The organism is Lactiplantibacillus modestisalitolerans (assembly GCF_005405425.1).
Classification (GTDB): Bacteria; Bacillota; Bacilli; order Lactobacillales; family Lactobacillaceae; genus Lactiplantibacillus; species Lactiplantibacillus modestisalitolerans.
Map to the genome: position 1 here is coordinate 1 of NZ_BJEA01000005.1, position 12,561 is coordinate 12,561.

General features: G+C 49.8%; 13 protein-coding genes. 4 read left to right on the forward strand and 9 right to left on the reverse strand.

Annotated elements, in window-relative coordinates:
- Positions 1-96 precede the first annotated feature (96 nt).
- A complete protein-coding gene (gene tnpA / locus FFM79_RS03910; RefSeq protein WP_137642168.1) occupies positions 97-543 on the forward strand; it encodes an IS200/IS605 family transposase in 447 nt (148 codons plus the stop codon).
- A gap of 127 nt (positions 544-670) precedes the next feature.
- On the opposite strand, the gene FFM79_RS03915 is transcribed toward tnpA, so the two are convergent.
- Positions 671-865, reverse strand: a complete 195-nt coding sequence (locus FFM79_RS03915) for a hypothetical protein (protein WP_137642169.1) — start codon at positions 863-865, stop codon at positions 671-673.
- 214 nt (positions 866-1,079) lie between these two features.
- Here FFM79_RS03915 and FFM79_RS03920 point away from each other — a divergent pair, with 214 nt between their 5' ends.
- Positions 1,080-1,970, forward strand: a complete 891-nt coding sequence (locus FFM79_RS03920; RefSeq protein WP_137642170.1) for a LysR family transcriptional regulator — start codon at positions 1,080-1,082, stop codon at positions 1,968-1,970.
- A gap of 51 nt (positions 1,971-2,021) precedes the next feature.
- On the opposite strand, the gene FFM79_RS03925 is transcribed toward FFM79_RS03920, so the two are convergent.
- The 5 genes from FFM79_RS03925 to FFM79_RS03945 all read right to left on the reverse strand — a co-directional run bounded on the left by FFM79_RS03925 (position 2,022) and on the right by FFM79_RS03945 (position 7,478).
- Positions 2,022-2,507, reverse strand: coding sequence for a hypothetical protein (locus FFM79_RS03925; protein ID WP_137642171.1), 486 nt, complete (start codon positions 2,505-2,507; stop codon positions 2,022-2,024).
- A 334-nt stretch (positions 2,508-2,841) separates the two neighbouring features.
- Positions 2,842-4,314, reverse strand: coding sequence for a UbiD family decarboxylase (locus FFM79_RS03930; protein WP_137642172.1), 1,473 nt, complete (start codon positions 4,312-4,314; stop codon positions 2,842-2,844).
- Between the two features lie 360 nt (positions 4,315-4,674).
- On the reverse strand, positions 4,675-4,986 hold the full coding sequence (locus FFM79_RS03935; protein ID WP_137642173.1) for a bacteriocin immunity family protein: 312 nt from the start codon (positions 4,984-4,986) through the stop codon (positions 4,675-4,677).
- Positions 4,987-5,122: 136 nt separating this feature from the next.
- Positions 5,123-6,214 carry a PTS sugar transporter subunit IIC gene (locus FFM79_RS03940; RefSeq protein WP_137642174.1) on the reverse strand — a complete coding sequence of 364 codons (1,092 nt, stop codon included), beginning with the start codon at positions 6,212-6,214 and terminating at the stop codon, positions 5,123-5,125.
- Positions 6,215-6,563: 349 nt separating this feature from the next.
- The gene (locus FFM79_RS03945; protein WP_137642175.1) at positions 6,564-7,478 is read right to left on the reverse strand and encodes an EamA family transporter; all 915 of its coding nucleotides are present in this window, start codon (positions 7,476-7,478) and stop codon (positions 6,564-6,566) included.
- A gap of 163 nt (positions 7,479-7,641) precedes the next feature.
- On the opposite strand from FFM79_RS03945, the gene FFM79_RS03950 reads away from it, so the two are divergent.
- Positions 7,642-8,343, forward strand: a complete 702-nt coding sequence (locus FFM79_RS03950) for an SGNH/GDSL hydrolase family protein (RefSeq protein ID WP_137642176.1) — start codon at positions 7,642-7,644, stop codon at positions 8,341-8,343.
- Between the two features lie 100 nt (positions 8,344-8,443).
- Here FFM79_RS03950 and FFM79_RS03955 read toward each other — a convergent pair whose 3' ends face one another.
- Both FFM79_RS03955 and FFM79_RS03960 read right to left on the reverse strand, forming a co-directional pair.
- Entirely contained in the window at positions 8,444-9,337 is an 894-nt protein-coding gene (locus FFM79_RS03955) for an ROK family protein (RefSeq protein ID WP_137642177.1), read from the reverse strand.
- 69 nt (positions 9,338-9,406) lie between these two features.
- Positions 9,407-10,345, reverse strand: a complete 939-nt coding sequence (locus FFM79_RS03960) for a LacI family DNA-binding transcriptional regulator (RefSeq protein ID WP_137642178.1) — start codon at positions 10,343-10,345, stop codon at positions 9,407-9,409.
- Between the two features lie 172 nt (positions 10,346-10,517).
- On the opposite strand from FFM79_RS03960, the gene FFM79_RS03965 reads away from it, so the two are divergent.
- A complete protein-coding gene (locus FFM79_RS03965) occupies positions 10,518-11,348 on the forward strand; it encodes an alpha/beta hydrolase (RefSeq protein WP_137642179.1) in 831 nt (276 codons plus the stop codon).
- A gap of 552 nt (positions 11,349-11,900) precedes the next feature.
- Here the strand turns inward: FFM79_RS03965 and FFM79_RS03970 are convergent.
- The gene (locus FFM79_RS03970; protein ID WP_371852200.1) at positions 11,901-12,557 is read right to left on the reverse strand and encodes a nitroreductase family protein; all 657 of its coding nucleotides are present in this window, start codon (positions 12,555-12,557) and stop codon (positions 11,901-11,903) included.
- Positions 12,558-12,561 lie beyond the last annotated feature (4 nt).

A 12,561-nucleotide genomic window follows, 5' to 3' on the forward strand; every position in this document is an offset into this window, starting at 1 on the left:
ATTATTTCACCTCTTCACTATGTTTACATTATATTACAATGTATCTATAATTAGAATTGATATACTTTGGTACAAAGGAGATAACAGTAAAAGACAATGACTAACAAAATAAATGATGCAATATACACAAAAAGATATGTCTACAACTTACATTTTCATCTTATCTGGTGTACGAAATATCGTAACCAAACGTTTGTAAATGAAGAATTATCGTCAGAGATGAAAGCGCTACTAGCTGACATTGCACAAACTAATGATATCACTATAGAAAAAATGGCAGTAATGCCAGACCACGTGCATTTGTTGATCTCATTTCCACCAAGAAAGTCAGCGGTTGACGTGATCAAGGCACTCAAAGGAAGAAGTGCTTTCTTGTTTTTGAAAGCCCATCCTGAAATAAGAAAAGACCAGTATTGGGGTGGTCACTTATGGTCGCCAAGTTATTACATAGGATCACTAGGAAATATGAGTAAAAGCGTGGTGGAGAAATACATCAACGACCAGAAATACAATCAAAAGCGTGGCTATCCATCCAATGACTAAAGTCACTGGATTTCCGCCATTAATTAATTAAAATGCAAGTGATTTGGTCAAACAAACAGCGCGGAAAACCAGTGCCAGTCTGCACCCGGTCTTCCGCGCCAATAATAGCTAAACTAATGCTGGATAATTAATGCATTAATACTAACGCAAACATCAAAATTAGCACCAACAATAAGACGTTGACGGCTTCCATTCGCAAATCAGATAGTTTGAGCGAACTAAACGTTACGCCGGCATCGGTTTGCATGTATCTGAAGAACAACCCACTTAATAAAAGTCCAACCATCAAAACGACTAAAACTAAAACTCCTGTCATCATCATCACAAACTCAACTCCTCATCCGGTATAATTTTGGTGTCTTTCTTGAACCACGATTATTGTGGCCTATCTGTGCCTGACAATCAAGTTTTTCCGGCCAAAAAGGCCCGCTTCTTAGCGTTTTTTTATTAACTAAAAAGAACTCTCAACCGCGCCCCCGCTAGTCCGTGTGGTACCATGTAAATTGAACCTTTACTTCAGAAAAGTGGTGCTAAGCATGACGATTAACGACCTCCAATCCTTTATCATGGTTTATGATTTTCGACACATTTCCAATGCGGCGGTGGCCCTCCACCTCTCCCAGTCGGAACTCTCTAAACGCATGCAAGCGTTGGAAAACGAACTAAATGTCAAACTCCTGGATACTCATAATAAGCGCCGGTTAAAAATTACGCCGGCCGGGGAAGTTTTTTACCATCACGCCCAACAACTGTTACGGGACTACGAGACGATGATGCACGACCTAGCCCCTAGCCGACCAACCACCATGTCGCACCTAACCATTGGGGCCATTCCCGTTTCGGGTCAGTACAACCTGGCTAAAAAAATCGCGACCTTTGCAAACAGCCACCCGCAGGTTGACCTCACGCTCCGTGAGGCGGAAGGTGCTGACATCGTCCAGCAATTACTAGCCGGCGACCTCCAGGCGGCCATCGTGCGTAATACCCAGACGATGGCACTACAACCGACCGTCTTTCAAAAACAGCCCTTATTGGCGGATGAATTACAAGTCATCTTACCGGCAGACCACCCGCTGGCAAAACAGCCCACGATTACGATTCAAGCGCTGGCCGATCAAAAAATCGCCACCCTCCCTGCAGGTTCTGGCGTTTACGAACCCCTTCAGACCCTTTTTAACCGGCAGGGTTTAACGCCCCAGATTTTCTTTGAAAGCACCCACATCGAAACGCTGCTGGGAATCTTGGATCAAAACAACGTGACGCTACTATTCAAGCAATCGGCGCTACCATTCATGAACGCTAACTTCGTGATGCGCTCGTTAGCAACGCCGTTTATTAGCCAGTTGGAATTCATTTATCCCCAACGTAGCGGCAACCAACTACTAACGGACTTAATTGACTTCTTAATGGTGCGGGCACCCAAATAGACCTGAGCAAAAACGCTCAGGTCTATTTTTACGACTATTTCTTTACTCAATTCACGGATGAAGCTTCCCGCTAATCGCCAGCGTCACTTTACGCCTTAATACCTGTTGAACGCAATACGCACCAAAATCAATGACTAAAAAGCCCAGCAAATCTACAATCAACTGATTATCTAACCCGTAACCGGCCGTATACGCCGCAGCTAAGCTGGAAATCGCAGCGAAGTACAGCGTCCGCCGCAGAATCAGGAGGCCGGCAGCCAAACTTTTAAGACTCGGCTGAACCCGACTTCGGGTCCACGCTAACCACGCTTGCCAGCTGACACTGAGCAATGCCGCCCAAAGTAAGATGCCCGGAAAAACAAATTGATTGTTAATCTGGTTAACCCATAGTAACGACAGGTCCGCCCACTTCACGACCATCAGGCCTAGTAAACCAACGTCCGCGACTAAGCCCGTGAACATTACGCGCATTTGCCAGGTTCGAATCCGGCGAACGTGCCGTTGCATTGCTTTGATCTCCATTTTATCAATTTTCATGGTGCCAGCGCCCCCATTTACCGCGCCCAATACGCGTTCAGTTATGCGTTTTGGACGCGACTTATATTTAATTATAAGCCAACTTATTCCAGCGTTAGCTCGAATTAGTTCTATTATGCAGTAACCGCTAAGTTAAAGCGACTCATCGGCTTCAATTTAATAAAAAAATTGAGCCGGAATTATATAAATCATAATTTCGACTCAGCACGCTAACTATCTTAATAGTTATTATCAATGTACTTAAATTTTCATCCACAAATGTGATTTTAAGCCAACCCAGCAACTCGCTTAAAGTCGGTCTGGCGGTATTCCGATTGAAGCGGACGACAGCTGACTATTTCAAGTATTTTTGCCAATCCGGCACGTCCTTAAACTGGGCGCGTTCAAATTGGTCTTTCATATCAAACGGAACGGTACCGTCAATGACAAGTTTCGAACTCATCCCACGGAACCGAATCGACTTCGGATCGTATTGGGGCCGTTCGGACGGATCTAACGGATGGTTGCGCATTCCAGATAGCACCATCAAATCTTGATCCGCCTGGAAGCGGGTATTTATCGTCCAAATCACATCGTTCATATCAAAAATATCTACGTCTTCGTCCACCAAGATTACGGTTTTCAATTCTTTAAAGGCGGAAAAAGCTAGTAAGGCGGCCTGGCGTTGAATCCCTTCGTCAGCTTCATTTTCCTTATGAATTTGCATGATGGTCATTAACTTACCACCACCAGCCGGCGGATTATAAACGTTGGTCACCTTGCCCGGAATGGCCCGATTGACCAACTGTAAGATACTGGCTTCGGTCGGGATCCCCGCCATGCTGACGTGTTCTTCGGACGGGCCGATTACACTTTGCATAATGGCGTTCTTCCGGTGCGTCACCGCCGTCACTTTGATCACTTGCAAGGCTGGGTTAGCATCGCCATCGTATCCCGGAAATTCAGGCATTGCTTTGCCCGTATGGGTATTAATGTCTTCTTGAATCCGTTCGTTAGGCATGATGTAGCCTTCCAACGTGTATTCAGAGCGGGCAATCGCCTTTTCATCAACCGTTACGCCGTCAACTAATTGAACGGCCTGGTGCCGAATTGCGCCGGCAACGCCGAGTTCGTTATAACCAAACGGGGTGGTCGGTGGTTCAAAGGTCGCCCCAATGGTGACGGCCGGATCCAAACCAATGTTGATCGTAATCGGCATTGGCTTATTAGCCTGTTCGTATTCTTCCGCGAACGCACCAATGTGCCGGCCACCGGGCATAATGTAAATGCCTAACTTATCCTTGTCTTCTAAGACCATCCGGTGAATCGTCACATCGCTCTTGGACTTATCCATGCTAGAACCAAACACGACCCCCACCGTAATGTACGGGCCAGCGTCAACTGGTGTGTTAGTCGGGGCTGCCACCAGCTTACGAATATCAAAGCCTTCATCAGTTGCCTTATAGACAACCTCGTGGGCCGGCGCATCCTGTTCAGCAACCGTAACCGGCGCGACTGGATTGGACACCGCCTCGTTTAAATATTGTCCCAACGTTTGATAATCGTGGTGGAACATTTTACCAACCCGCCGCCGACTAGCCATTAGGCCGATCAAGACCCGGGTATCCGGAAAGCCCTTCACGTTATTAAACATCATCGCGGGACCTTCTTGGGTTGGCCGTTCAACGGTTCCCCCAGCACCAACGTACCGGTAAACACCAGCTAGCTCCGCTTCGGGATCGACTTCAACGTCGGTTTCGTGGTACTGCTTTGGATCATCCTTGATCTCAGCGAGTACGCGCCGCAAATCCCATGGCTGTTCTGCCATAACTGTCATCTCCTTTAAAATTTACAAGACCATCATACGGCGGCAAGTCGGACTGGTTCAATTCGAATTCCAGCATGCTATTATTCATAAAAAGAATAATAACGCGGTAGCCACTCTGCAAGGTCCAAAGAAAAGGAAGCCGTGACCAAAGTCACGCCTTCCTTAATGTGTCCAGACGATAATAACAAAACGTGCACCAAAAGTCAGCTAGCTCAGCTAACCGACTTTTGACACGCCCGCCATCTTATTAATGTAAAAAGTTAGTCCAACGGCGCACGGCTTGGTAGCCGTCCACCATCAACGTCATGAGCGTCGTTGCCGTCATGACTGTTTTTAAAAATGGTCGTAAGCGCATCAGTCTCACTCCCCAAACTGCGATTTATCGCCGTAATTGCTCCCCATCAGCTGCTGGCCATCGGCACGCCGGCCTAACGCCATCAGCTGACTGAGCAATAGCCGTTGGGTTGCGCTTAAGCGAATTTTATCCGCAAAAACGGCGTATGCAATGTAATTGGTTAACCGCCGAATCAACGCCACGTCCAGGGTCGCTTGATCGCGTAACTGGCGATCGACCTTCAACAAGACATCGCAAACGTCGTGGGACCCCTTGGTATGGGAGCGAGTCAGATTATCGGCTAATTCCCGAATCAGCCCCCGTGCTTCATTATTCATCAGATTGCCCCGCTTTCATGAAACGATTGCTTCGCCTCCAGTATAAGCGCTTTTCAGCAAAATATTAAGGTAATTTAAAATAAACCTAATAATCAAAAAAGCTGACGGACGGATTGCCGCCAGCCAGCTCCAAATATTAAACGATTTCCAATTGTAATTGCCGCGATTCGACCCACTTGGCCGCCACGAGCACGTGGTACAATCCAAACGAGATAACGGCGGGAAGAACCACCCCGGTTCCCAAATAAACGAGAAACGCACCCATATTAGTTGACGCTAATGAAATTGGGGCGATCAGCGAGTTTAAACCGAGACCGGCCAACTTGTAACTCGTGGAAAAGTTAAACACGATCGTTGCAATTGGCGCCGCCACGATCGCAGCCACCATTGGCGGAATCGCAAGCCGCGGATTCACCAACAAATTCGGGAACTGCACCTTTGGCGTGATAATTCCCTGCGCAATGTTAGCGCCTAAATTATTTTGCCGGAAGGACATAACGGTAAAACCAACAAACTGGGCAGTCGTCCCGATCAACGCGGCTCCTGACGAAACCGGATCCAGCATTACCGCCACGGCCAACGCCGCTGACGAGGCCGGCGTCATCAAGAACAACGCCCACGCTAATGAAACGGCCATGGAACCAATCAACGGGTTGACCTTCATCGACGTGGCGATAAAGTGGCTCAACCAAACCAACGCGGGGGTCGTCACGGCCGCTAAGCCCAACCCCACGACCGAACCAACAAAGGTGGCCGCTAATGGTACTAACATCATATCCAACGGCGTTTTCCCAGTTAAGTAATTACCGACCAGTACCGCGATCAAACCCGCAGCTACCGCCGAAATGGGTTGTCCGGTCGTAAAGATCGAACTCTGCGCCGCTTGGGCTAAGGTGTGCCCAGTCGCCGTCACCCCATTCGTTGCCGATTGGGAAAAGAAGACCGCGTTGGCCCCAATCGTTGAAGAAATCATTGCGGAAAAGGTCACCAGCGTATTACTATTGAGCATCGTGGCGATGGCGACACCGAACGCGGGTCCTAATAATACTTGCGCAATGGCGCCAACTTGGTACAACGCCGACCAGTGTAAAAAATTCGCTAACGATTGTAAGAGTAAGCCAATCCCTAAACAAACTAAAATTGCGTTTGAGACCCCCGCGGAAACCTTATAGACGTAGTCCATGGTGGTCATTTTATGTGTGCCATTACTGGCGGTCGTTTCTGCCATATGTATTCCTCCCGTTTAATTAATAAGAATATGATTAGAAATATGTGAGAATGTCTCTTATTAAACCACCAGTTTTGAAAACTGTCAACGCTTTTTAAAGATTCTTTCATAAATTAAGTTAACCACGTAGCGCGGTTCTAAATTAGCACTTTCAGACCCATTTCCGTACGCTTTGAACGTAGCTTTTCTTAAGATTATTTACACTTTCTTGGATAAAGTGCATCGCAGTTAAAAACAAAGAAAAGGCTGTGACCTCAGTCACAACCTTTTCTTTGTCGCTTCATATTAACCACCGAAACGTGCGCCAAAAGCCAGCTGGCGGCCAATCAACACTAATTTGGCACAGAACCTATTTTTGATCAGCCGGCCCAAAGCCCGCGCGCTTCGTTGCGTAGAACTGTAACCCGGTCACGCCCACAATCATCACGGCCCCGAGAATCCCGACAAGGTTAAAGCTAACGCCCAGAAACAGCGCACTCAAAATCGTTGCCGATAACGGTTCAATGGCCCCCAGTACGCTCGCGGTGGTTGGCAGAATATACTCCAGACTTTGTAGGAAGAACAGGTAGGCTAGCATCGTCCCAAAAATGACGACGAACGCGACTTGGCCCCACGCCCCTAACGACAGCTGAGGTGTCGCTCGCCAAGCCCGGCTGCCAACAAAGACTAACACCCCGCCAATCAACATTGACCAACCGACAATGGTGGTTGCCCCGAATTCTTTGAGCAGACCGGCGGGCATCAACGTATAGACGGTCGCTCCGACCGCTGCTAGCAATCCCCAAACAATGGCGGCTACCGGCAAGGCGAGTGAATCTAGGCGCCCCTGGGTCACAATCAGTACCGTCCCAATGATGGCCGAAAAGACCGAAATCACATCAATTTTGCTCGGCCACGTCAGCGTCGTTACGGCCAAGTACACAATGATCATAACCGGCGACAAAAATTGCAGGATGGCAGCCGTCGCCGCATTCCCGGTACTAATCGCCATGAAGTACGTTAACTGAACCCCGGCCATGCCAAATAAACTAAACGCAATCAGTTTAATGGTCGTTTGCGGGCGGTGGAAGACCGCCAAGACGGGTAAGTGCCGAGCGATGCCGTACAACAGTAGTAACGCGCCCGACACGAGCATCCGAATTGATACCAACCACAGCGTCGAAATCGACGTTGACTCAAACAGGTGCTGGGCGACCGTTCCCGAACTCCCCCACAGAAACGGCCCGGCACTGGCTAAAATTAATCCAAGCGTCTTCTTTTGCATGTGCTCCCCCCTCTTGTTTTCCCTTAGTCTAACAAGACCGGGCGCGGTTTCCAACCCGTTTTCAATAATAAGTTGGTTCTAATCAAGCTGTAACCGGATTCATTAGTGATTGACAGCACGGAACCGCTAAGCTACGCTTAATGCATTAAGGGGGACCCTTCAGATGAAAAAACAAACCATTGCCTACTGGCTCGTTGGAATTTTCGCGGTCGTCTTCATTGGTGGCGCGCTAGTAATTCCAACGCCGACGCTTAAAACGCAGGTGGCTAACATTCGCCACGCCATTACGGGCAGTCCCAAAACAACCGGCGCAACCCACGCCGTGGCGGCGACCGACCTCGGGGAAAAATACCAACTCTCAAAACAAGAGATTAAAACGCTCCAACGCTTAAAGGTTACCGGCATCGGCGACTCAATCATGGTCCGGACCACCAGTGATCTTAAGCAAGTTTTCGGCAGTTTTGACGCCCACGCTAAGGTCGGTCGGCAAGTCTCAGCCGCGCCGGCAATCATCCGGCAACTGAAAGCCAACAACGCCATTCAAAAAAACGTCCTGGTCAACCTGGGAACGAACGGACCAACCGACCAGGCGACTATTAACGGCATTATTGACCAAATCGGAAGTCAACACGAGATTTATTGGGTCAACACTCGCGTTCCGGGTAAGAAGTGGCAGGATGCAAATAATCAACTCATTGAAAACGCCGCAAAGCAGTATTCCAACGTCCATTTAATTGACTGGTTATACGTTAGTGATGGTAACGATAACTGGTTTGACGATGATAACTTACATCCGAACACGTTAGGACAACGTGAATACACCGCAACCGTGGGGCAAACGATGGCAAAAACCGCGACGCCGTGATGTTTAATAGTTCAGCACCACATATTAGAAAACCGCAAAAAGCCCGGCCAACGAGATGGTCGGGCTTTTTGCTGGAATTATGCCTAATACCTTCGAGCACTCAATTTACTTGCAAATATTCCGGATAAGTTTGGCCGAAGTCAACGACCGCTCCGCGCAAGTTAGCCGCGTCCGTAAAGTGACAAGCCACCACTTCCGGCTTAATGGAAGCAATCCGCACCATTTTCCGAATCCGGGCAATTTCTTCATTAATAGCGGGAATGAGTTGCGCATTATTTGAAACCGCCCCGCCCAGTACGATCAATTCGGGATCAAAACTATACTGGAGGTTATAAATCATCTTGGCCAGTGCGTGCACCATTACTTGAACTTCCGCTTGGGCATCCGCATCGCCACTTTCAGCGCGCTCAAACACCGCCTTGCCGTCGATTGGGGTTTGGTCCGGATGGGCAGCGTTATAGCGCTTGGCCAACGCGACGGCCGTCCCCATATCACTTACCGTCGCCTGATCATTACTCAGCGTAAAACCAAATTCACCGCCAAATAAGTGGGCCCCGTGCCAAACTTCGTGGTTAACGATTACCGAGCCCCCGACACCGGTCCCAATAATCAGGAAACACAGACTCGCGACGCCCTTACCCGCGCCCGCGGAAAGTTCAGCTAAGGCCGCACAGTTCGCATCATTTTCCATGCTGACTGGAAGCTGAAACCGGCGTTGCAATTCCGGTTGAATCTCAAAGTTGTGGATGTACGGTAAGGCACTTGCGCCTTCGATCACGCCGGTCTTTTTATTCACGGCCCCTGGTGAGCTAATTGCAATTCCGGCTAGTGGCGCCACTTGTTTCATCCGCGCCACTTCCGCCGTCAGCTGCGTGTAAAAGTCCGCTAAGTTTGCCGGCGTTTTAATTTTCGTGCGATCCGTGAGCTGTTGGTCCCGCCAAATCGCAAATTTGATGGTCGTCCCACCAATATCAATTAATCCCAATGGTTGCATTTCAAGCCCTCCCTAATGTTATCGCTTACAATGATAACACTTTTAATATTAAATGAATACGTTTTTAGACTAAGGTACGATTAATTCTGACGGAATCGCGACGTTTTGCGGGGCCCTACTAATCGCGAGCCCAAACGCCCGCGCGCCGACCGTTTCAAAATGGTGGTCAATCGTTGGTAACCCGAGGACTTCACCCGATAGCTGGTGTTCCTGCCCGATAAGTTCTGGAACGGGTTGTCCGGCTGCCAAGTAGGCGCGGCGGGCGCCCACCGCAATGTCGTCACCGTTGGACAAAATCGCGCTCACCGGCTGGGCTTGCGCCATCAACGCCCGGGCCGCTTGCTCACCATCGGCCGCCGTGATAACGCCGGTCCGTAATCGTTCTGGAGGCAACCCCACGTGGAAAACTTGCTCGTAAGCACCAACCATGGCCTGAGTCGTGGCACTGACCGCTAATGGCCGGCTCGTTAAAATTCCGACCCGTCGATGGCCGTGCGCGCGTAGCCGCTGCAAGGCCGCAACGTAGGTGGCCGTCCGTTCTGCGTAGGCCGCCGGTAACGGACTAGTTCCCGGATTTTGACAAATAACGATCCGGCCAGCGGGGTGGTACGCGGCTAGTCGACTCAACGGCAAGCCGTGCGACGTAAAAATCAGGGCATCGTAAGCGTGTTGGCGGAGCGCTTCCAGGTACTGTAATTCTAATTCAGCTTCCCACTTGGAGGGTAGTAAAACGATGTGGTAATTAGCCGCAAACGCCGCCCGGACGATGCCGTGCAGTAATTGTGTAAAGTACGGGTGGTCAGCGTGGGGAAGCACGACGCCGACGTTCCACGTTCGACCACTTGAAAGGGTCCGGGCCACCGCGTTGGGCGCGTAATCGAGTTGCCTGATCACCCGCTGAATGGCCGCCCGCGTGGCTGGAGCAACATAATTTTGCTGGTTCAATACCCGTGAGACCGTCGAGACCGAATAGCCCGACAGCCGCGCAATATCCCGAATGGTTGTCATGCTTGCGCCTCCTGCGTAATTTTTTGTAATCGTTACCATTATGATAAAACAGCCGTTTTGAAAACGCACCCCTTTTCAATCAATTCAGTTTTTTTAACTATCCGGCGTTGTTCACGTCCAGTTTCGTTTTATAATGAAAGCGTAACCAATTTGATTAATTGGAGGTTTTGACATGCAAGTAGAACACCAAACGCTCACCATTGACGATCAGTCGTTTCACATTACGGCTAACTGGTTGGATCAAATTCCGGATTACCAGACGATCGTCAACTACCCGGTCATGATTATTTGTGCTGGCGGCGGCTTCGCCTTTCTTTCGGGCCGCGAAGCCCAACCGATTGCGAACCGCTTTGCGGCTGAAGGATTCCATACGGTTTTGCTCAACTACCAGCTCGCTGACCGCCACACCCCTACATACCCGCGGGCACTCAAACAAGTCGCGGCGACCGTTGACTGGATTACCCGGACGGCCGCCGACCACCACGCGGATACTGAACGCATTATTTTAACCGGCTTTTCTGCCGGTGGCCACCTCGTCGCAACTTATAACGGCGTCGCTAACGATCCGCGGCTGTGCGCCCAATACGGCTTAAACCACTATCACGGCCACATCGCCGCCACCGTTTTAGCTTACCCGGTAATTGACTTAAACGCGGGCTACCCGCAAACCGCTACCCGGCGCGACCAAATCACGCCCGACCGGCGCCTCTGGGCAGCCCAAAAACTAGTAACGGACGCAAGCAAGCCGACCTTTATCTGGCAAACTCAGGGCGATCAAACCGTTCCCCCGCGCAATTCTTTGATGTACGCGCAGGCCTTACTCGCGCACGCGGTACCGGTTGATTACCACCTCTTTAGTCAGGGTGAGCACGGCCTGGCGTTGGCTAATCAACTGACGCAGGTGCCGCACCATCACCAGTCACTGGAACAACGCGCTCAGCAATGGCCGACGCTCGCGGTCAGCTGGTTTCATGAACAGGGCTTGTTGGCGGGGCCATTCTAGTCATCATGCGCCCAGTTCGTAAGCACCGCCCCCTTCACATCAGACAAAAGGTCCGCCCACTAACCGTTCAGCGGTAATGGGCGGACCTTTTTATTCGGTTTAAGTCATTTGGATCTATGATATATGGTGTTGATCCGCTAAAAAATGTCAGTTGAGTTTTCAAGAAAATCATTATGCTTGCCAGAATAAGCAGGGAATGGTTGCGCTTAATTTGATTAGTAAACGTTTAGCTGAATCGGTTTCACTAATTGAGGCTGACTAAATTCGGCCGCAAAAACTTCATAATAAGGTGGATCTAGCCAGTAGCGGGTGTAACCACGGCTCAACTGCGAAATTATTCTAAGTCGGAAGTGGGGTGCTTCCGACTTAGAATAAGGCTCGAATTTGAGATTGCTCAGTGAGTTTCTGAGTGAGCTCAAATCGATGCCCGCAGTGTTCCAGCCAACCGGTTACACCCGCTGCTGGCGGCATATTAACACCAATTGGTACAGAACCAGTCATTTTAACAAAATAAAACCCGAGAAATAATTTCCCGGGAAAAGGTTAGGCGTTCTAAATAAACTCAGTCACTTCCGTCCCCGCATAGCGGGTCGTGGTAATCGGCTCAGCAGCCGCCTTACCAATCGCTACGGCCATTACGGGCACGTAGCGTTGCGGGTCTAAATCGAACGTTACGGCGACTTTATCCGCCGCATAACCGGCGATCGGATTAGCATCGTAACCGTGGGCCCGCGCCACGAGTAAGAGTTGCATCGCCGCCATGCTACTATCAATCGTCGCGTCCATCTTTAAGAAGGCCGGACTGGCATTTTCGTAGAGCGGCAGGAAGGTCTTGAAGATCTGATCGCGCTTCTCAGCAGATATGCGTCCATCTTCACAAGCTTTGTTCCAAACGTCGCGGTAAACTAAGTGCGATTCGGTATCGCCTAAAATGAAGATCATTACCGAGCACGTCTCAACTTGCGGATAATTAAACGGCATCAGTAATTGCTTGGCCTTGGCTTTGCCGGCATCACTGGCGGCCACGACAAAGTGCCATGACTGGAGATTGCAGGCGGACGGCGCACTCGTTGCCTCGTCAATCATCGCTTGGAGTTCGGCGAGTTCAATTTTAACGGTCGGATCAAACTTACGGACCGACTGGCGGTGAAGCACGACGTCTTGAAAGTCGTTGTTACTGAATTGCGCTTCAGTTGTCATTTTGACCAACTTC

Coding starts and splice junctions, on each gene's coding strand:
- tnpA (WP_137642168.1), top strand. CDS start 97: ATGACTAACAAAATAAATGATGCAATATACACAAAAAGATATGTCTAC.
- FFM79_RS03955 (WP_137642177.1), bottom strand. CDS start 9,337: ATGCAACCATTGGGATTAATTGATATTGGTGGGACGACCATCAAATTT.
- FFM79_RS03960 (WP_137642178.1), bottom strand. CDS start 10,345: ATGACAACCATTCGGGATATTGCGCGGCTGTCGGGCTATTCGGTCTCG.
- FFM79_RS03915 (WP_137642169.1), bottom strand. CDS start 865: ATGATGATGACAGGAGTTTTAGTTTTAGTCGTTTTGATGGTTGGACTT.
- FFM79_RS03935 (WP_137642173.1), bottom strand. CDS start 4,986: ATGAATAATGAAGCACGGGGGCTGATTCGGGAATTAGCCGATAATCTG.
- FFM79_RS03965 (WP_137642179.1), top strand. CDS start 10,518: ATGCAAGTAGAACACCAAACGCTCACCATTGACGATCAGTCGTTTCAC.
- FFM79_RS03945 (WP_137642175.1), bottom strand. CDS start 7,478: ATGCAAAAGAAGACGCTTGGATTAATTTTAGCCAGTGCCGGGCCGTTT.
- FFM79_RS03940 (WP_137642174.1), bottom strand. CDS start 6,214: ATGGCAGAAACGACCGCCAGTAATGGCACACATAAAATGACCACCATG.
- FFM79_RS03950 (WP_137642176.1), top strand. CDS start 7,642: ATGAAAAAACAAACCATTGCCTACTGGCTCGTTGGAATTTTCGCGGTC.
- FFM79_RS03920 (WP_137642170.1), top strand. CDS start 1,080: ATGACGATTAACGACCTCCAATCCTTTATCATGGTTTATGATTTTCGA.
- FFM79_RS03930 (WP_137642172.1), bottom strand. CDS start 4,314: ATGGCAGAACAGCCATGGGATTTGCGGCGCGTACTCGCTGAGATCAAG.
- FFM79_RS03925 (WP_137642171.1), bottom strand. CDS start 2,507: ATGAAAATTGATAAAATGGAGATCAAAGCAATGCAACGGCACGTTCGC.